20 protein-coding genes and 1 pseudogene are annotated in these 16,292 nt (G+C 36.7%); 20 read left to right on the forward strand and 1 reads right to left on the reverse strand.

Features of this window, described 5'->3' with window-relative positions:
• Positions 1-83 precede the first annotated feature (83 nt).
• Complete coding sequence (locus NLF99_RS05070) at positions 84-326, reverse strand: helix-turn-helix domain-containing protein (RefSeq protein ID WP_254526974.1); 243 nt, start codon at positions 324-326, stop codon at positions 84-86.
• Positions 327-450: 124 nt separating this feature from the next.
• Between NLF99_RS05070 and NLF99_RS05075 the strand changes: the two genes are divergently transcribed.
• The 20 genes and pseudogenes from NLF99_RS05075 (at position 451) to NLF99_RS05170 (ending at position 16,271) form a co-directional block, all read left to right on the forward strand.
• The gene (locus tag NLF99_RS05075; protein ID WP_254526975.1) at positions 451-642 is read left to right on the forward strand and encodes a hypothetical protein; all 192 of its coding nucleotides are present in this window, start codon (positions 451-453) and stop codon (positions 640-642) included.
• Between the two features lie 138 nt (positions 643-780).
• The gene (locus tag NLF99_RS05080) at positions 781-1,026 is read left to right on the forward strand and encodes a hypothetical protein (protein WP_254526976.1); all 246 of its coding nucleotides are present in this window, start codon (positions 781-783) and stop codon (positions 1,024-1,026) included.
• A gap of 21 nt (positions 1,027-1,047) precedes the next feature.
• Positions 1,048-1,548 carry a DNA-packaging protein gene (locus NLF99_RS05085; RefSeq protein WP_254526977.1) on the forward strand — a complete coding sequence of 167 codons (501 nt, stop codon included), beginning with the start codon at positions 1,048-1,050 and terminating at the stop codon, positions 1,546-1,548.
• On the forward strand, positions 1,514-2,392 hold the full coding sequence (locus tag NLF99_RS05090; RefSeq protein ID WP_254526978.1) for a phage terminase large subunit: 879 nt from the start codon (positions 1,514-1,516) through the stop codon (positions 2,390-2,392). Before NLF99_RS05085 ends, NLF99_RS05090 begins: the two co-directional genes overlap by 35 nt.
• Before the next feature lie 12 nt (positions 2,393-2,404).
• Positions 2,405-2,845, forward strand: a pseudogene (locus tag NLF99_RS05095) (terminase large subunit); the annotation flags it as partial.
• Positions 2,846-2,863: 18 nt separating this feature from the next.
• Complete coding sequence (locus tag NLF99_RS05100) at positions 2,864-4,273, forward strand: phage portal protein (RefSeq protein ID WP_254526980.1); 1,410 nt, start codon at positions 2,864-2,866, stop codon at positions 4,271-4,273.
• Between the two features lie 196 nt (positions 4,274-4,469).
• Positions 4,470-5,129 (forward strand): HK97 family phage prohead protease, encoded by a 660-nt coding sequence (locus NLF99_RS05105; protein WP_254526981.1) that lies wholly within the window; start codon positions 4,470-4,472, stop codon positions 5,127-5,129.
• 28 nt (positions 5,130-5,157) lie between these two features.
• Entirely contained in the window at positions 5,158-6,339 is a 1,182-nt protein-coding gene (locus NLF99_RS05110; protein WP_254534179.1) for a phage major capsid protein, read from the forward strand.
• A gap of 33 nt (positions 6,340-6,372) precedes the next feature.
• Positions 6,373-6,528, forward strand: coding sequence for a hypothetical protein (locus NLF99_RS05115; protein WP_254526983.1), 156 nt, complete (start codon positions 6,373-6,375; stop codon positions 6,526-6,528).
• A gap of 62 nt (positions 6,529-6,590) precedes the next feature.
• Positions 6,591-6,803: a hypothetical protein gene (locus NLF99_RS05120; RefSeq protein ID WP_254526984.1), complete on the forward strand. Its 213-nt coding sequence runs from the start codon at positions 6,591-6,593 to the stop codon at positions 6,801-6,803.
• Positions 6,803-7,327 carry a head-tail connector protein gene (locus NLF99_RS05125; protein WP_254526985.1) on the forward strand — a complete coding sequence of 175 codons (525 nt, stop codon included), beginning with the start codon at positions 6,803-6,805 and terminating at the stop codon, positions 7,325-7,327. Before NLF99_RS05120 ends, NLF99_RS05125 begins: the two co-directional genes overlap by 1 nt.
• Entirely contained in the window at positions 7,324-7,647 is a 324-nt protein-coding gene (locus NLF99_RS05130; RefSeq protein ID WP_254526986.1) for a phage head closure protein, read from the forward strand. Before NLF99_RS05125 ends, NLF99_RS05130 begins: the two co-directional genes overlap by 4 nt.
• Positions 7,647-8,156 (forward strand): hypothetical protein, encoded by a 510-nt coding sequence (locus tag NLF99_RS05135; protein WP_254526987.1) that lies wholly within the window; start codon positions 7,647-7,649, stop codon positions 8,154-8,156. The genes NLF99_RS05130 and NLF99_RS05135 overlap by 1 nt, the downstream gene beginning before the upstream one ends.
• On the forward strand, positions 8,137-8,574 hold the full coding sequence (locus tag NLF99_RS05140; RefSeq protein WP_254526988.1) for a hypothetical protein: 438 nt from the start codon (positions 8,137-8,139) through the stop codon (positions 8,572-8,574). The genes NLF99_RS05135 and NLF99_RS05140 overlap by 20 nt, the downstream gene beginning before the upstream one ends.
• The gene (locus NLF99_RS05145) at positions 8,571-9,005 is read left to right on the forward strand and encodes a hypothetical protein (RefSeq protein ID WP_254526989.1); all 435 of its coding nucleotides are present in this window, start codon (positions 8,571-8,573) and stop codon (positions 9,003-9,005) included. The genes NLF99_RS05140 and NLF99_RS05145 overlap by 4 nt, the downstream gene beginning before the upstream one ends.
• Positions 9,006-9,023: 18 nt before the next feature.
• Positions 9,024-9,464 carry a phage tail tube protein gene (locus NLF99_RS05150; RefSeq protein ID WP_254526990.1) on the forward strand — a complete coding sequence of 147 codons (441 nt, stop codon included), beginning with the start codon at positions 9,024-9,026 and terminating at the stop codon, positions 9,462-9,464.
• A gap of 9 nt (positions 9,465-9,473) precedes the next feature.
• Positions 9,474-9,890 (forward strand): hypothetical protein, encoded by a 417-nt coding sequence (locus NLF99_RS05155; RefSeq protein ID WP_254526991.1) that lies wholly within the window; start codon positions 9,474-9,476, stop codon positions 9,888-9,890.
• 20 nt (positions 9,891-9,910) lie between these two features.
• Positions 9,911-10,204 (forward strand): hypothetical protein, encoded by a 294-nt coding sequence (locus tag NLF99_RS05160; RefSeq protein ID WP_254526992.1) that lies wholly within the window; start codon positions 9,911-9,913, stop codon positions 10,202-10,204.
• Positions 10,205-10,206: 2 nt separating this feature from the next.
• Entirely contained in the window at positions 10,207-13,317 is a 3,111-nt protein-coding gene (locus NLF99_RS05165; protein WP_254526993.1) for a tape measure protein, read from the forward strand.
• Positions 13,318-13,520: 203 nt separating this feature from the next.
• The gene (locus NLF99_RS05170) at positions 13,521-16,271 is read left to right on the forward strand and encodes a hypothetical protein (protein WP_254526994.1); all 2,751 of its coding nucleotides are present in this window, start codon (positions 13,521-13,523) and stop codon (positions 16,269-16,271) included.
• Positions 16,272-16,292: the final 21 nt, after the last annotated feature.

The following is a 16,292-nucleotide window of genomic DNA, read 5'->3' on the forward strand; positions in this document are numbered from 1 at the left end:
ATATAAGACAATAGTTTAATTTTTTAAGTTTGAGCAGTAGTTTGTTTTGAATATAACCCCTTCCTTAATAGGTAGGGGCTTTCTTATTTCTTTACAATTCCCCTCCAGTTGCCTTTTTCATCATAAGAATGGTAAGTATTACCATCTGATGAAATAATCTCAAAAACGGATACTTCCAAAGCATCTGCGATCTGCTGTATAAATTCCGTATTAGGCTTTCTTGATAACTTCTGGTTGAAGTTAATATATGACATATCCATCCTTTTACATAGGTCCTGGAGTGTGATTCCTTTTGCTTTGACTACTTCTTTTACTCGTAAATCCATAATCAAATATAATTATAAATGTTTTCGTATAGAAACTCCTTAAAACACACACTAAATAGTTTATATTTATTTTGTTTATATAAACGTAATCGTTTATATTTGTTGTAACAAAACAGATAAGAACATGAAAAGAATAGTATCTCCAACAGCAATTTTATTATCAATGATCATTGGTTTGTCATCATGTGAGTTCAAAGAGTACAAACCTTTTGACAATGCTATTGCAGCAATGAACGCTAAGGATAGCACTGCTAAGCTTCAGAAAGATATAAGTGAAAGAAATAAGTCAAAGATAGATTCCTTAAAAGAATTATAGGTTATTAGGTAAATTGTTTGAATGGAAAGGCTCTACATTCGTAGGGTCTTTTTTTGTTCCTAATAAAAATATCAATTGATTTGTTAGCTAAATAATTTTAGCTATTTTTGGGTAAAAATTTAGCAAAATATTTAGCAGATGGAATTTATCAAAATCACTAAAGACGGGAAAGTTAACCAGGTTATCAACCCTAAAGCAATCGTTTCTGTAGAAAGAACATTTGACGATCCACATGGAAACAAATATACAGAAATAGTCTTATCAAGTAATGGTGTAATTAAAGTGGCAGAAACGTTTGAATCGGTAATTGAAATTCTTGAAACACAAGATTATGAAAATCCGTTAACTGCCTATGACTACAAATTTGAGTTTTCTATTAAGTAGACATATTTTGGAGGTTTGCTTATGAAAGAATTAGGTGATGGTGATGTAGGGGGTAGACCTCCAATTTTTGAAATACCTCATGAAATGAGGGAGAAGATTGACGAATACTTTGAATATGTTAAAGGGGAGTTCCATTGGGAATGTAGAACTAATGACGAAGGCAAGGAAGAAGATGTCAAGGTTTGGGATAGACCACCAGAAGCGGTTACTATTACAGGTCTGTGTTTGCATTTGGGTTTTGAAAGCAGGCAGAGCTTTTATGACTACGAGAAAAGAGACGGGTTTTCTTACATTATAAAACGTGCGAGATTGATGGTAGAGAATCATTACGAAAGTACAGCTCAATATGCAAGAACACCGACGTTTCAAATATTTGCTTTAAAAAATATGGGTTGGTCAGACAAGCAAGAGATTGATCATAGTTCAAGTGATGGATCAATGTCCACTCAACCTACTAAGATAGTATTCACGAGAGGAAATAGAGGGGATGGAAACGGAGGAACAGAGTCTAAAGATCAGTGATAAATACGAGCCACTTTTTGAGTGGTTTTCTGTTGAAGATGAAAATGACCCTTTATACAAAGTTGATACGATTGTAGTGACTGGGGGGCGTAACAGTCAAAAGTCTTTTGCAGTGGGTACAGGAACATGTATAGCTGCAAAGGATTATATTAGGTCTGTACTTTATACCCGCTACTCCATGAAGGCAACAGAGGATTCTATCATTCCAGAATTCAATGAAAAGATTGAGATCCTTAACTGTGAGAGTTCTTTTGACGTATTGAAAGATAGGGTAATTACCAAGGATGGTAAAGCAAAGATAGTGTTCAAAGGGATTAAGACCAGTTCTGGAAACCAAACTGCAAACCTTAAATCATTAAAGGGTTTTTCTGTTTGGGTATTAGATGAAGCAGAGGAAATGCCGGACTTTAAATCTTGGGATAAAATTAAGAAGTCGATAAGAGCAGCAAAACGTAACCTGAACATTTTAATTCTGAATCCAGCGACAAAAGAACATTGGATATATCAAGAGTTCTTTGAAGAAAGAGGAGTAACTGAAGGATTTAACGGTATTGTTGGAAATGTTCTATATATCCATTCTACTTATTTGGATATGGAGAGAGAGCATATCGCTGATAATATCTGGGAAGAATTCGAAGAAGCTCGTGAGGCATATGAGGAGTTGAAAAACTACACCGATGATGAAGTTATTAAACTTGAGATAACGCAGCCTAGAAAGGTTAAACTATACAGATATTATAAGCATTCGGTATTAGGAGGATGGTTAGATAAAGCAGAAGGTGTAATTTTCACCAATTGGAGATATGGTGAGTTTCAAGAGGTTGCTCCATCTGTATGGGGGTAAGACTTTGGATTCAGTACGGATCCTACAACATTGGTTAGGACCTCAATTGATAAGAAGAGGAAGAAACTTTATGTAAAGCTTTATTTATACAAACCTAAACTTAAAACAAGTGAGGTTTTTGAAGCAAATAAAATGTATGCTGGTGATGGATTGATTTATGCTGATAGCGCAGAACCTCGCTTGATTAGTGAGGTAAAGGGGTTAGGTATTAATATCAAACCAACAGTTAAAGGTCAAGGAAGTATTACTGCAGGTATAGCAATAATGCAGGACTTTGACGAAATAATAGTAGATAGTGAAAGTGTGGAGTTAGGCAGAGAATTCAACAACTACGTCTGGCATGACAAGAAAAGCAAAATTCCTGTTGATGCTTATAATCACGCTATTGATGCTATCCGTTACGCTGTTTACCCTCAGTACTATAAGAAGAAAAGGGAAATTTATAATAATTAGAATAAAATTTAGTGAGGTATGGGATTGTGGGACAGAATATTTAAAAAGAAGGGGTTTACTCCAGGAGGTTATGGGGTTTTTGCGCCGGTTACATATATTGGTAACGAAATTAAGGACCTGTTAAAAGGGGGAAAAGGAGGGAAGCTTGAAGAAGCTATGTTTAATTCAAATCATGTTTTCCCTGTTGTAAGGATAATCATTGATAAGTTTAAACCTTGCCCTTGGTTATTGTATGAGGTAACTAACGAACAAAAGGCGGCTTATTATCTAAACTATAGACAAAAGGCTGAATTTATCAAACAAGCCAACGAATATAAGGAGAAAGGCCTTAAAGAGATTGAAACACATCCAATTATTGACCTTCTGAACAAACCTAACTCTTATCAGACAAGAATGCAATTTCTTGAAGATATTTGCGGATTCTACAATACTTTAGGGGAATGTTTTATCTATGCAGATATGCCAACATTAGGAAGGAATGCAAATAAGCCCGTAGCCTTATATTCATTACCTCCTCATTTGGTAGAGCCAATATATTCTGGTGATTTTAGAAAGCCGATCAAACATTATGTATTCTATTTTGATGGCAAGCCGATTGAAATTGAGCCGCATAGAATTTTGCATATCAAGAAATGGAATCCATTATATAATTATAATGGGGATGGGCTTCATGCAATTTCGCCAATTGATGTAGCTAGTAATCTTTTGAATAGGGAGAAAGCAAACCAAAAGGCACAGACTAAGGCGTATATCAATGGAGGTAGAGCCTTCTTGATCAGTGCTGAACAGCCAGCTGCAGATGAAATACCTATGACTCAGGAGCAGTTGGACGAAATTAACGATAGGATAAAAGAAAAACTCCAAGGTCCTGAAAACTACATGAACATACAAGCGACTTCCGCTTCTGTAAAGGTTGCTCAAATTGGTGATAGTGTAGCTGATATGAAACTAATCGAAGCTGACAAAGAAGATCTCCGGAAAACTTGCTCAATATTCAATGTTGATCCTATTCTGTTGGGTTTAAAGGATGGGGCTAAATACGACAACCAAGAAGGGGCTTATAAAGGATTGGTAACCCAAGTCGTGATGCCACAGCACAACGATATAACCGAAGGTTTGAACTATTGGTTGATACCAATGTTGACCAAAGATTCAGGGAAGAAGTATTTCCTTGAAGCTGACAGCGCATTTTATCCAGAACTGCAGCCCGATATGAAATTAATGAGAGAGGTTTATGGTTCAGGTCATTTTACCACCAATGAATTTAGGAGTGTGATAGGATGGGATAAGCATAATGATCCAGTGGCAGATATGATGCTTCAACCAACTAATATTAAGGTTGTTTCGGCAGAACTGTTGCAACAACAACAGGCTAACCAACAGGTTAGAAATCAGGGAGTCAACCAGGAAAATAAACCTAAAGAATAAGTTTTGCTAAAGTTTGCTAAAAATAATAGCTAAAAATTTGCTAAAACAAATAATACTAATTATCTTAGTATCCGATTAGTGAGTTGTGATTTAGACGGGTTATTATTTTGTTGTTGGAAAAGGGTAAGATAGAAGTGTGCAGTTGATTAGTGTTGAGGTTCTATTTTGCCCTTTTTTAGTTTAAGTGAGATTGATTATGGTGGGAAGTTTACAAACCAAGGAAATAGGAGAAGGGTTTAAGGATGTTGATGTTGAAAAAGGTATTGTAACTGGTTACTTCGCAGCATTCGGTTCTAAGGATAGTGATGGCGACATCATTGTTAAGGGAGCATTTGCAGAATCAATATTAAAACATGGGCCTAAGTCAAGTCACCCAAGAATCAAGCACCTATTAGACCACAACCGAACCAAAGCAGTAGCAAAGATTTTAGAATTAAAAGAAGATGATTTTGGGTTGTATTATGAATCCAAAGCCGGAAGCCACACAGATGGGCGGGACTTCTTGAAAATGGTTCAGGATGGTTTGATCACTGAACATTCCCATGGCTTTATGCCACAGGTAGAGGAGGAAAAATCAGATGCCAACTACATAATGAAAAGTTTCTTGATGGAAGGATCAAGCCTTCAGTTTTGGGGAGCAAATTCAAACACTCCTATTGTTTCAGTAAAAAATTATGAAAAGATTTCAGAACAATTGGATAAAATAACCAAGTCAATGAGATCAGCTTCATATACAGATGAAACATTCAAAATGCTTTATGGCAGAATTGATGAGCTGTATAAGCAAGCAAATGAAATTAAGGCTTCCTTGACCAAGGATAGTCCCTTAGCAGCTAGTATTATTAAATATCTATAAAATTTTCACGTGTAAATGATTTAGTGAGATGGAAGAAAATAAAGTTTTAGAAGAAAAAGTAAAAGGTTTTGATAACCGAGTGACCGCAAGTGAAGTTGCGTTAAAGGCTGCTCAAGATAAGGCAGCAGACTTGGAAGCACAGATCAAAAAAGCAGAAGATGAAGCCAAAGAAATGCAAAAGCATTTGGATGATCTTACTGTACGTGTTGAGAATGGTGGTTCACAAGCAAAGGGTGAGACATTGGAAAAGTTGCTGAAAGAGTCAGATTTAGAATCTGTTAAATTGGCTAAAAGTGGCGGATGGTTAGAAGTTACAAAAGCAGCAGCCGATATTACAGTTGGCGCTTTTGTTGGAACTGCTAGTGATTTAGTTCCTAATCCTGTAGTGGAATCAGGCTTAAATGAAGCTCCAAGAGCAGAATTAAATGTAATGAACTATGCAGATACCCAAAGTACTTCAAGTCCGGTAATCCACTGGATCAATAAAGTAAATCCAGAAGGTAACGCGTTGTTCATCGGTGAGGGTGATTTGAAGCCTCTACGTGATTTCCAAATCTCTAAAGAGACCTCAAACGCTAAAAAGATTGCTGTTCGTTTCCGAGTATCTACTGAAGCATTGGATGACATTCCTTTCTTGGCGGCAGAAATCCGTAAAGATGGTATCCAAGAGGTTAACGAGCAAACGGCAGCTAAGTTATTAACAGGAACTGGCACAGGAGATGAACCAAAAGGATTAACCCTTTATGCTGTTCCATATACTTTAACTTCCGTTAAAGGTGAAGATCCAGACCGTTTCGGTGCTATCCGTGCGGCAATTGCTCAAATCCGTTCGATGAAATTCCGTGCCAATGCGGCTTTTGTTAACCCAATTGATGCTGCTAATATGGATTTAAAAAAAGGAGCAAATGGGCAATATGTTCTACCTCCATTTACCACTTCAGATGGGCAAAGAGTTGGAGCTACAGCAATTGTAGAATCCGATGAAATCCCAGTTGGTAAAGTATTGGTTGGTGACATGTCTCGTTTCCATATTCGTTACTACAAAGGTAAACAAGTTCAAATCGGTCTGGATGGAGATGACTTCTCTCACAACATGCGTACTGTACTTGTTGAGCAACGTTTGCACGCTTATGTAAAATCAGTTGATAATGGCGCATTCGTTTATGACGATTTTGCAAACATCATTGCGGCTTTAACCCCTGCTCCATAAGGCAGGGAATTATTAATAATTTAACTCAAGATCATGTCAGATAAAAAAGAAGAAAAAGTAGTGGACCTAAGAAAAACAGTTGAAGTTGTTGCCACAAAAACTTTCCCAGGACGCGAAGAGGGCGAAAAATTCCAATTATCAGCTTTATTGGTTGATTCATTCAGGAAAAAGGGATTTATCCAAAAATAATTATTAGCAGTATGGTACTCGTTAGGGGATCGTTTCCCCTAACTGCTACAAAAATTTGAATTATGTATAAGTTCAGAGCAAAAGTATTGATCAGTAAAAAGCCTACATGTCATTGTGGAGGTTTCTACCATCCAGGGGAAGTGTTTACGGAAGAGAATTTACAAACGGCAAAACGCTATATAACAAAAGGGTTGGTAGAAGTTTTGGAGTCTCCTCAGGAAGTGGAAGAGAAAGAGCAAAAAGAGGTTAGAAAGACAAAAGAATTCAAGGGATAATGTTAAACATTGAGATTTTAGAAGTATTAGGGGCAGAACCGGTAACATTAGCTGAAGCAAAGGAATATTGCAGGATTGATAATGATTATACAGGTGAAGATTTATTGATCGAGGACCTTATAAAATCATCTCGTATTGCATTAGAGAACTTTGCCAACATTTCAATAATTGAAAAGCGGATTAAGGTGTCTTCTGATACTGATAAGACATTATGGCTTCCTTTTTCCCCTGTTATTGAAGTAGAGAGTATAACAAACAATTCGGGGGACCAAATAGAATTCGATGCATCAATAAAGTATAAGCTCAAAATAGGTCAAGCTGGACCATATTACATTACCTATAAAGCAGGATTTATTACAATACCTCAAGATATAAAGTTGGCCGTATTAAAACAGGTTCTTACTGATTATGACAACAGGGAAAACTTTACTGTAAACAACAATTCAACAGTTAGGTCATCTAGTTCCTTGAGTAATTCTGCGAAGAATCTCATCCACCCATATTCAAGAAATCTTTTGTTATGAGAGAGGCAGGTAAACGATCCGAAAGAATTAAGATATTCCGATTAGAAAAAATTAGGGATGAAGGGGGAGGAACTGATACTATACCTGTTCTTTATTGGTCGACATGGGCGGAAATTGAACAGGTCAAGGGATCTAGGGTAGCCGAGACATTTCAAGACAGATTAAAGCAAGTTTATTCAATTGTGGTCCGTTTTAGAAATGATAAAAATATAGAAAGTAATATGTTGGTTGAATTCAGAGGGAAAACCACTGCAATTCATACAATAGACAACGAAAGATTTAAGGATAAGTTCATTGAATTAATAGTTAGTGTAGGGTAATGTTTGAGATAGGTAATGACTATTTGGTTTTCATAAAAAGAACTATTGATACCGATTGGCGTGTCGTTGCCTGTATTGTTTCCAATGAACTAGGAATTTCTTCTGAGGTAATTGAAACATCATCAGGGTGCGAAGGTAACTGGGGGAATCATGTCAACGGCAAGAAGACTTTTTCAGTTGATATAAACGGGGTTGCAATTTCAAACGAGCTTAAGCCATCTTCCATAAGTCACGAAATTCTTTATGAATTAGCTGTATCCGGAGAAGCATTCAGTGTCCGAGTAGCTAAAGTAGGAGATTTATATGTACGTGAGGGAAGGGTTACGATCACAGATTACAGAGAGAATCAAACAGCCTGGCAACCTTTTTCTTTTAGTGCCACATTAAAGGGAAAAGGAAAAATACAGGGAAGGTTCTTTAAGTTTCTAGCCGATAATATTGCGAGGTACATTACCCCTGAAAATGAAGATAAGATTATAGTTAAGTCATATGGCAATCAAGGGCCTTAACAGTGTTAAACTAATGCTTCAGAAGAAGTCCAAAACCTATCGAAACGGAATACGCGAAGTAGTTAGAGATACTGGTTTAGACATTGAATTCAGGGCTAAAATGAATGCGCCTCCTATGATCGACGGCTTGATCAATGGTAAGATAGTTTCAAACAAAAACGGTTATGGTTTCGCCATATTGGTAAACTCAATGCCAGGTCCTCCAATGATGAGGAACATGCCGGTTTATTTGGAATTTGGGACCGGGTTAAATGCCGGGTATTATGTGAATATGTTGCCCAAAGAATGGCAGGATGCAGCAAGAAAATATTATATAAACGGAAAGGGGAAAACAAGGGTCCATAGTTATCTTTTCCCTGCATGGATATCATTTACTCCGTTATTTGTTGATAAAGTTAGAGCAGTATTGAAAAGATGAGAAATGTTGGTTACGAGCTGAGGGTTGGTTATATGACTTTATTGAGTTCACTTTCCTACAAGGACAAAACGGTATTTGTATATGATGAAATCGCTGATCCAGATGACCTTTCACAATTTTATATTGTTGTGTCCGGCCAGACTTCAACAGATGACAGCCTTAAATGCGGTTTTTCAACAATAGACCTTATCTCATTCAATATAATAGCTAAATACCCATTAGGATCTGGGACTAAAAAAGATGTTGAAATGATTGCTGACTCTTTATTGGGCCTAGCAATACCATATCCTGGATCTACAGGATTGAGCATACCAAGTCTTAATATCTGGGATACAAAAAAGATTACCGAAAGGGATTTGATTGGTGAATCTAGCAGTGAGAGAATAATAACCAAGATTATTACAATACAGCATAAAGTAAATCATATTTGATAATTAAAATAAAGTGATATGGCGTTAAGAATGCAGAATGGAAAGGAATACCTTTTATTTGTTAAAAGGGCCGCTGATGAGACATGGAAAACAATTGCATGTCTTTCAAGTAATGGAGTGAGTAGAGGGGCTGACGCAATCACATCTTCTACAAAATGTAGCGATGGTTTCCAAGAATCTAAATCAGGTGAAAAAAACTGGAGCTTTTCCGGAGAAGGGAATGCAGTTGATGACACTTTGCAAGCTTCGGAGGTTTCATTGAATGACTTAAAAGACATGTGGGCTTCAGGGGAAGATGCTGAATGGAAAATGGCGAAAGTTGGATCTACAGAAGTTGACTACGGTTTTGGATGGATAAGCCAATTGGACTCAACAGCAGGAAACAATGAAGCTTATACATTTTCGCTGACCGTCCAAGGAACTGGAGTGTTAGCTACCACAGAACCGGTAACTCCTTAATTTAATGTTATGAGGATTGTATTGAGTATAGGGGGTGAAAGAATCCCCCTTTATTTCGGAATGGTGGCATTTGAAGAGATGCAAAAACTTGTTTCTTCATATATGGGAACAAATAAATATGCATGCGATGTTGCTTGGGCAGGGTATCTTAACCAATGTGCAATTGATTCTTTATATCCTGAAATGACATATGGGGACCTAATGGTTAAACTTGAAGATCACTTTTTTGATGTTGAAAAATCAGACAGTAACATTAATGAAGTACTTAAAGTGTTTGAGGAAAGTAAAGCAGGGTCCAAACTGTTCAATGTTGTAGACCAAGCCTTAGATATCCTTAAAAACGTTGGTGATGACTTGAAGGGTGAAGAGTCAAAAAAAAAGACCAAGAAGATTCCGAAAACAAGGAGATTACCTACGAAGAGATAAAAGAGATCGCATTTGGGGAGATGGGCTTATTGCCTATTGAATATTATAGCCTGACACCTTACGAATTCGGCCTGATGTATAAGGGGTTCCTAAAAAAGGAGCGTAAGGCTCAAAAGAATGTTAGAGAAATTTCTTGGCACATAATAAAGGGTTATGCAGATCCAAAGGATTTGCCTAAAACTAAAGAGTCATGGTGGCCCATAGATGAATCCGACCTAGATCAAGAAAAAAATAACACAGTTAATATTGATAATTGGTCAGATGAAAAGAAAAGTGCTGCACTAGATGCAATTAAGAAGATTACAGGAGGGTAAGGATGGCAGATGCAGTTTTAAGTGTAGAAATAAGAGCTAAATTAGACCAGCTTTCCAAAGGTTTAAGTGTTGCAGAAAAGAGTATAGAAGACTTTGTAAATAGGGGAGATAGACATATTTCCGCTATTGAGCAAAGATTTGATAAAATGGGCAAGTCTACCAAGGAGATTGCCGAAAACATAAAAAATTCTTTTGGTGGTGTTTCATTGGATAAATACTTCCAGTCAATAAATAATGGAACTTCTGTAATAGACCATGCAAAGGAAGGCGTTGCAAAGTACAAATCAGAGGTTGAAAGGTTAAAGGCGGTTTCGGTTGATTTAAGCAATCAGATCAAAGAAAAGACCAAAGCCTTAAACGAAAGTAAAAACGCAACTGAACAGGCTAAAACTGCTACAGAGAAGCAAAGGAAGGCTACTGAGTCTGAAAGAACAGAGCTTCAGAGGTTAAAGAAAGAATTAGCTGCATTAACACTTGAAAAAAGAAAGAATCAACAAGCAACTACAGCAGCTTCAGGTTCTTATCGCGAAGCACAACAAAGATTAACAGCTTTAGGTAAATCTATTCGGGAAAATGCTAATGGATTTAATCTTAAGAATAAAGCAGTCCGAGCTCAGATAGCCGAATATACCAAGCTAAACAGTAAATTAAAAGAGTTTGATCGCGCAATGGGAAACCATCAGCGCAATGTCGGTAATTATACCAGTGCCATTTCGGGTGCCATTCCATATCTGACAGAATTTACAACTGCAGCAGGAATTGTGGCCCTAGCGGTTTCTGGAATGAGAGAGTCATTCAATACCAACCTTAAACTTGATGCGCTTAATGTTTCCTTAAGAGAGGTTTCGGGTAGTTCCATTGCATTTGATACAAACCTTAAGTTCCTGAGAGAAACAGCCGATAGATTAGGCTTAGATTTTATGTCCACCGCACAATCTTTTAAGACGTGGCAAGGATCTGCCAAGTTTGCCAATTTAACCGGTTCAGAATCCAGAAAGATATTTGAATCCGTAGCTAATGCCGCGGGGAGACTAAAGCTCTCCAACGAACAAGTACAGGGCACCTTTCTCGCAATGTCTCAAATGATGTCCAAAGGAAAAGTTCAGGCCGAGGAGCTCAGGGGGCAGTTAGGAGAACGATTGCCAGGAGCATTTGCATTAGCTGCAAAAGCAATGGGGGTTACAGAAGCTCAGCTCAATAAGATGCTTGAAAAAGGACAGGTCATTTCTGAGGACTTCCTACCAAAGTTCGCTAAACAATTAGACATTTCATTTGGTAATGACAAAACCGAAAAGATTGTTTCCATGCAAGCATCTGTCAATAGATTGAATACAGCCTTTGACATGCTTTGGGATTCAAAAAGAGCAAAAACATTCTTTACAGAAGTAACTGATGGATTCGCTGAAATGATTCGTGAAATTACTATATTACTTAATTCACAGGATTTTTCTGCTTTCTGGAAAAGGTTTTGGGACAAGAATTACACAGATCAAAGGGGAATGTCCACGGGTGAAAAATATATTCAAAACTTTGGAATAAGTGGTAAGTCCCTTAATGAGCAAAAAAAGAATATTGGTGAATTAGGAATACTATTAAAAAAGGCTAGGGAGAAATACAATAACTTTTATAAAACCTCTGCATCTGATGGCTTATCTGTCAATCAGGCAATGGCAAAGTATGATGAATTAGGTAGATCTGTAAATTATTATATAGCGGCATTATCGGAGGCTATTAAGGTTTATAGGTCACAAGGAGGTATGGATGTTGTAAAAAAATCTGGTACAACACCTGGAGGATCTGATTCAGATGCAAAAAAAGCACAGAGAGAAAGAGAAAAACTAGCAAAAGACATTGCTAGAGAACAGGAATTACTTGAAAAAACACTGTTAAATTCCTATGATAGTCTAAACAAAAGAGAAGTTTCGGGAATCCAGAAAACAATTGAAGAAATAAACCAAAAATATGAAGGATGGAAAAGAAATATTTATGAAAATGTAAAGATTTCTTCCAATGCCTCTGAGGCAATAAAACAGTTAGAGATAAACAATAAAGCTGAGACTATTTTGGCTATTGATAAAATGGTTAAAAAGTCTCTTTCAGATCAAGAAAAGAAAACAAAGGATACTGCAATTAAAATTGCAGATGCCACCAAAAAAATAGCTCAAGATAATATCAATGTTGATTTGGTATTCTCACGTAAATTTGATGAATCAGCTTCTCAAAGGTCATTAAGGATACTTAATTCTGAATACAAAAACTTAGCGGCTGATCTAGAAAAAAGTCTTCGGGGCCAGGTTTCAATAGGCGTTACAAATATTGACGCTGATGGTAGACAGGATAAACTTCAGAAGGAGTACTTTGACAAAGCGGAGCAAATTTATAAAGAGGAGCAACGAATGCGATTGGCAATGGTTGACTCCAGAGGTCTATTTAATAAAGCTCTTGAAAAATCTAATATATTATTAGATGAGAACGTTAGAAAGTTTCAAGCAGGTGCTATTTCAGTAGAACAATTCAAAGCAGTTCAGGATAGCCTCCTAAATCAGCAGGACAGTATTAACGCTCTAAAAACCGTTTATGATCAATTCTCTAGTGGTGTTGGCGATGCTTTCTCAAACATGTTGGTAGAGGGGCAATCCTTTAAATCCGGAATGGAATCATTGTTTAAATCTCTGGTTTCATCACTTATTCAGCAATTCAGTAGACTTGCTGCAATAAAATTATTTAGTGCAATATTCACAGGGGGAGCATCAACTGCAATTTCGACAATATTACCGGGAGTTGGGTTTTCTTCAGGTGGATACACTGGGAACATGTCCCCTAATAAACCTGCTGGAATTGTTCATGGTAAGGAGTTTGTATTTGATGCAGAAAGCACCAAGAGAATAGGAGTGGATAATTTAAGATCACTTCAGTCAGGCGAAATTCCATCTATAAATGATTTTACTCCACGTGTAGCTAAAAATTTTAGCAATTCTAGCCAAAATAATAGTTTTATGGGAAAAAATCGGTTATCTTTAGACCTTAATATAGAAGGTCAAACACGTAATAACGTGACTAAGTGGTCTTATAACAAAGCTACTAGGTTTGAAAAGAAGTTTGGTAAAGGGTAGGATGAGTGATGTACGGGGAAATTTATTTTCATAACTATTGTATAAACGAGGTAGGGGATACTGCTAGGTTATCCATTCGAAAGAAAGACTATCTAGGTCCGGCAACATTTGTTGATGCTGGACCAATTCCATTTGAAAAATCATTATTAAATAACGAAGAGAACCTGTTGGGCGAAATTTATCCAACCCATGCTTCATTGCAGTTGATCGGAGATGAAAATTTTGGAATGGACGATATATTTACAGCCAACGATAGTGAGTTTCAGATTATTCATTTGATAAATAATGAGGTAGACTGGATAGGTTTCTTGACCCCCGAAAGCTTTGGAGAGGATGATACTAATGGAGTTAGGTATTTAGATATCAAAGCTTTTGATGGTTTAACACGGTTAAAGGGGTTAAAATTTATTGATCCAAGTGGGGTAAATTATGGCACTGTAGATGAAAACTATGAAAAATCGCTATTGTTTGCTGTTAAGGAATGTCTCAAGAAAACAGGATTGGAATTAAACATCCTTTCACTTGTGGATCGGTTGCCGATTGAGGTTAACGGAACAGACTCAATTTTCGTTATCGACAAAGTAGAAAACGGATTTATTTACAGTCCTCAATTTGTTTTTTTTGATGAATTGATTGTAATTGGAAATTATCTTTATTTCAAAGAAATCGATGGAAACAAATATGTCAATGCAATCATAGAGGAAATTGATCTTTCAAATCCTTCTTGGGGTAAAGGTATAAAACTAAATCCTCAATATACCCCTGATCCAGTAGCTGCCATAACAGGCTACTTCTATACACCAAATTATGATCAAAATTTAGATCCACTCGCAATATCAACCCATGATGTTAGGGTTTGGGTAAATCCAGAAACCACAATCAATAAAGACAATCAGAATGATGAAGGGAAGAAGTATTACGATTATACCGATGGTACGTTGTCATCATGGGATGTTCTCAACAATATTGCCTTATTATTTGATTCCAGGGTTTCTCAAGAAAATGGGAAATGGGTTTTTGAGTCATTAGATAAACATAGGATTGAGCAAGATTATTTCGAGTATGATTTTGATGGTAATTATTTAAACAGGTTCGAAAAGAGTCAAGATTCTATTATTCCATGTGAACATGACGAAATTAATTACAAGGCTTCTGGAAATACCAGGTATATAGACAAAACCTTAAAAAGTGTTAGTGTAGGATATCAGTATAGATACAAAGCTGAAGGAGACAACCTCACGAATCTTATTCGAAATGGAAAATTTGAAGGGCCAAATGTCCCTATGTCACCAACATATACTCCTGATGGATGGGTAAGAGAGAGTTCTAAATGGGGTATTACAATCGATCTCGGCCAGTTTGCTAGTGGTCAACCATTTGGTAATTTTCTTCAAATGGCCACTCCAAATGAGTTTAATTCATTCAACTGGATTAGGCCAGTAAGAATAAGTATGCTAGAAGGCGATGTGCTTAGAATGTCATGGTGGCAAAGTATTAAAGAGTTTTCTTCGAATGCCAATAGATACAACTATGTAACTATAGTGGTGGAATTGAAAACAAAAGATTCTGTTTACTACCTAGTAAATCATGAGGATGAAAAAGGATGGTCTGACATTAACTATATGTCCGCTAATCCAATAGGTTCTTGGAAGAAAAAAGAAAACAGTATTGTTTGGCATTTTAATACAAACTACTCCACTGGACATAATCCTACTCCTGCAGGAAATTTTTCTGACTTTTCAAAAGTTAATATCAAAAGTGAAGGCCTTCCTGATGATGGAGAAATTACAATAAAATTTGTTGGCTCCGCATTTAAAATGCTTAGAACTGGTGCTACGGGATCACCTATGTACGATAAAGATAAATTTGCTTATGCAATGATCTCTACAACATATGATACTGAAAACGAAAAGCTAGGTTATGAAGAGTGGTCAGAAAACCATGGGCAATTAATGACCTTTTATAAAGGTGAATTTAATCCCGAGATCAAGATAGCTGATGTCCAGATAACCAAAATAGCCAATAAGGATATTGGGATAGGAAGGTTATACGAATACATTCAGGATGGAGACTATTTTGATAAACTTGATGATGTTACAGTATTACTCGGTGATGAAGAGAACAATGATCATCTGTCAATTATTAGTGTAGGTGGCAAAGTCGTTGATAAGTGGATTACTCGGGACAATTCCCTTCAAATATGTCCAATTGGTTTAACACTAGCCAAGTCTATTCAAAGGCGGTATTTAAAACCAAAGAAGTTGATGGACGGAGGATTGAGTACTTATCCAATTAACCTAAATGGAGTAATTCAGTTAGGAGATTATCCAAATACCAAATGGTTTATCAAAGCTGGTGACATCCAATCAAAGGAGCATAGGTTTGGAGGTACAATCTGCCAATATGTAGATCACGAATTGCCGGATGGTGGAAATGATTATGGAGAAAACAGTATTTCAAGCAATTCCAATAAAGCCAATAGCAACGTAAGTTCGGGAGCATCCCAGTCATGGGTAAATGCCCAAAGCTATGTAAAATCAAGTGATTCGACTTTGGATAAGACCTTGCAGCGTGGCAATGAATCTACTTTACCGTTGAAGGTGAGGGGTACCAGGAATACCCATTTATTGGCAATACCTGAATTTTATGTGAATCCAAACGATGAAGTCCCCGGAGAGATTTATCTGCATAGCAATGGTGGATATGTCTATATAAATGGAGTAAAGTGTAAAGTAGGAGATTCCGATAAATGGGATGGTAGATCCTATGATTCGACATTTGATCAGGGATTAAAAACTACTGACAATGTTGAACATAACTCAATAAAAACTACATCCCTAGAAATTAATGGGGAACTGGGTTTGAATGTTACCAAACGAATAAAATTAGCTGATGACACCATAGAAGATTGGTTTTTTGAATCAGGGAGATTAGTGAGAGTGGAAGTAGTGTAGAAAAGATTTAAAATAAATTAG

Origin of the sequence: Sphingobacterium sp. LZ11T8 (genome assembly GCF_024261425.1) — a bacterium.
In the GTDB taxonomy this organism is placed as follows: domain Bacteria; phylum Bacteroidota; class Bacteroidia; order Sphingobacteriales; family Sphingobacteriaceae; genus Sphingobacterium.

Excerpts from the sequence above, each read along its gene's own strand:
- NLF99_RS05145 (WP_254526989.1), top strand. The coding sequence starts at position 8,571 with ATGAGAAATGTTGGTTACGAGCTGAGGGTTGGTTATATGACTTTATTG.
- NLF99_RS05090 (WP_254526978.1), top strand. The coding sequence starts at position 1,514 with ATGGAAACGGAGGAACAGAGTCTAAAGATCAGTGATAAATACGAGCCA.
- NLF99_RS05140 (WP_254526988.1), top strand. The coding sequence starts at position 8,137 with ATGGCAATCAAGGGCCTTAACAGTGTTAAACTAATGCTTCAGAAGAAG.
- NLF99_RS05110 (WP_254534179.1), top strand. The coding sequence starts at position 5,158 with ATGGAAGAAAATAAAGTTTTAGAAGAAAAAGTAAAAGGTTTTGATAAC.
- NLF99_RS05115 (WP_254526983.1), top strand. The coding sequence starts at position 6,373 with ATGTCAGATAAAAAAGAAGAAAAAGTAGTGGACCTAAGAAAAACAGTT.
- NLF99_RS05130 (WP_254526986.1), top strand. The coding sequence starts at position 7,324 with ATGAGAGAGGCAGGTAAACGATCCGAAAGAATTAAGATATTCCGATTA.
- NLF99_RS05160 (WP_254526992.1), top strand. The coding sequence starts at position 9,911 with ATGGGCTTATTGCCTATTGAATATTATAGCCTGACACCTTACGAATTC.
- NLF99_RS05150 (WP_254526990.1), top strand. The coding sequence starts at position 9,024 with ATGGCGTTAAGAATGCAGAATGGAAAGGAATACCTTTTATTTGTTAAA.
- NLF99_RS05165 (WP_254526993.1), top strand. The coding sequence starts at position 10,207 with ATGGCAGATGCAGTTTTAAGTGTAGAAATAAGAGCTAAATTAGACCAG.
- NLF99_RS05155 (WP_254526991.1), top strand. The coding sequence starts at position 9,474 with ATGAGGATTGTATTGAGTATAGGGGGTGAAAGAATCCCCCTTTATTTC.
- NLF99_RS05135 (WP_254526987.1), top strand. The coding sequence starts at position 7,647 with ATGTTTGAGATAGGTAATGACTATTTGGTTTTCATAAAAAGAACTATT.
- NLF99_RS05125 (WP_254526985.1), top strand. The coding sequence starts at position 6,803 with ATGTTAAACATTGAGATTTTAGAAGTATTAGGGGCAGAACCGGTAACA.
- NLF99_RS05085 (WP_254526977.1), top strand. The coding sequence starts at position 1,048 with ATGAAAGAATTAGGTGATGGTGATGTAGGGGGTAGACCTCCAATTTTT.
- NLF99_RS05105 (WP_254526981.1), top strand. The coding sequence starts at position 4,470 with ATGGTGGGAAGTTTACAAACCAAGGAAATAGGAGAAGGGTTTAAGGAT.
- NLF99_RS05100 (WP_254526980.1), top strand. The coding sequence starts at position 2,864 with ATGGGATTGTGGGACAGAATATTTAAAAAGAAGGGGTTTACTCCAGGA.
- NLF99_RS05070 (WP_254526974.1), bottom strand. The coding sequence starts at position 326 with ATGGATTTACGAGTAAAAGAAGTAGTCAAAGCAAAAGGAATCACACTC.
- NLF99_RS05075 (WP_254526975.1), top strand. The coding sequence starts at position 451 with ATGAAAAGAATAGTATCTCCAACAGCAATTTTATTATCAATGATCATT.
- NLF99_RS05080 (WP_254526976.1), top strand. The coding sequence starts at position 781 with ATGGAATTTATCAAAATCACTAAAGACGGGAAAGTTAACCAGGTTATC.
- NLF99_RS05120 (WP_254526984.1), top strand. The coding sequence starts at position 6,591 with ATGTATAAGTTCAGAGCAAAAGTATTGATCAGTAAAAAGCCTACATGT.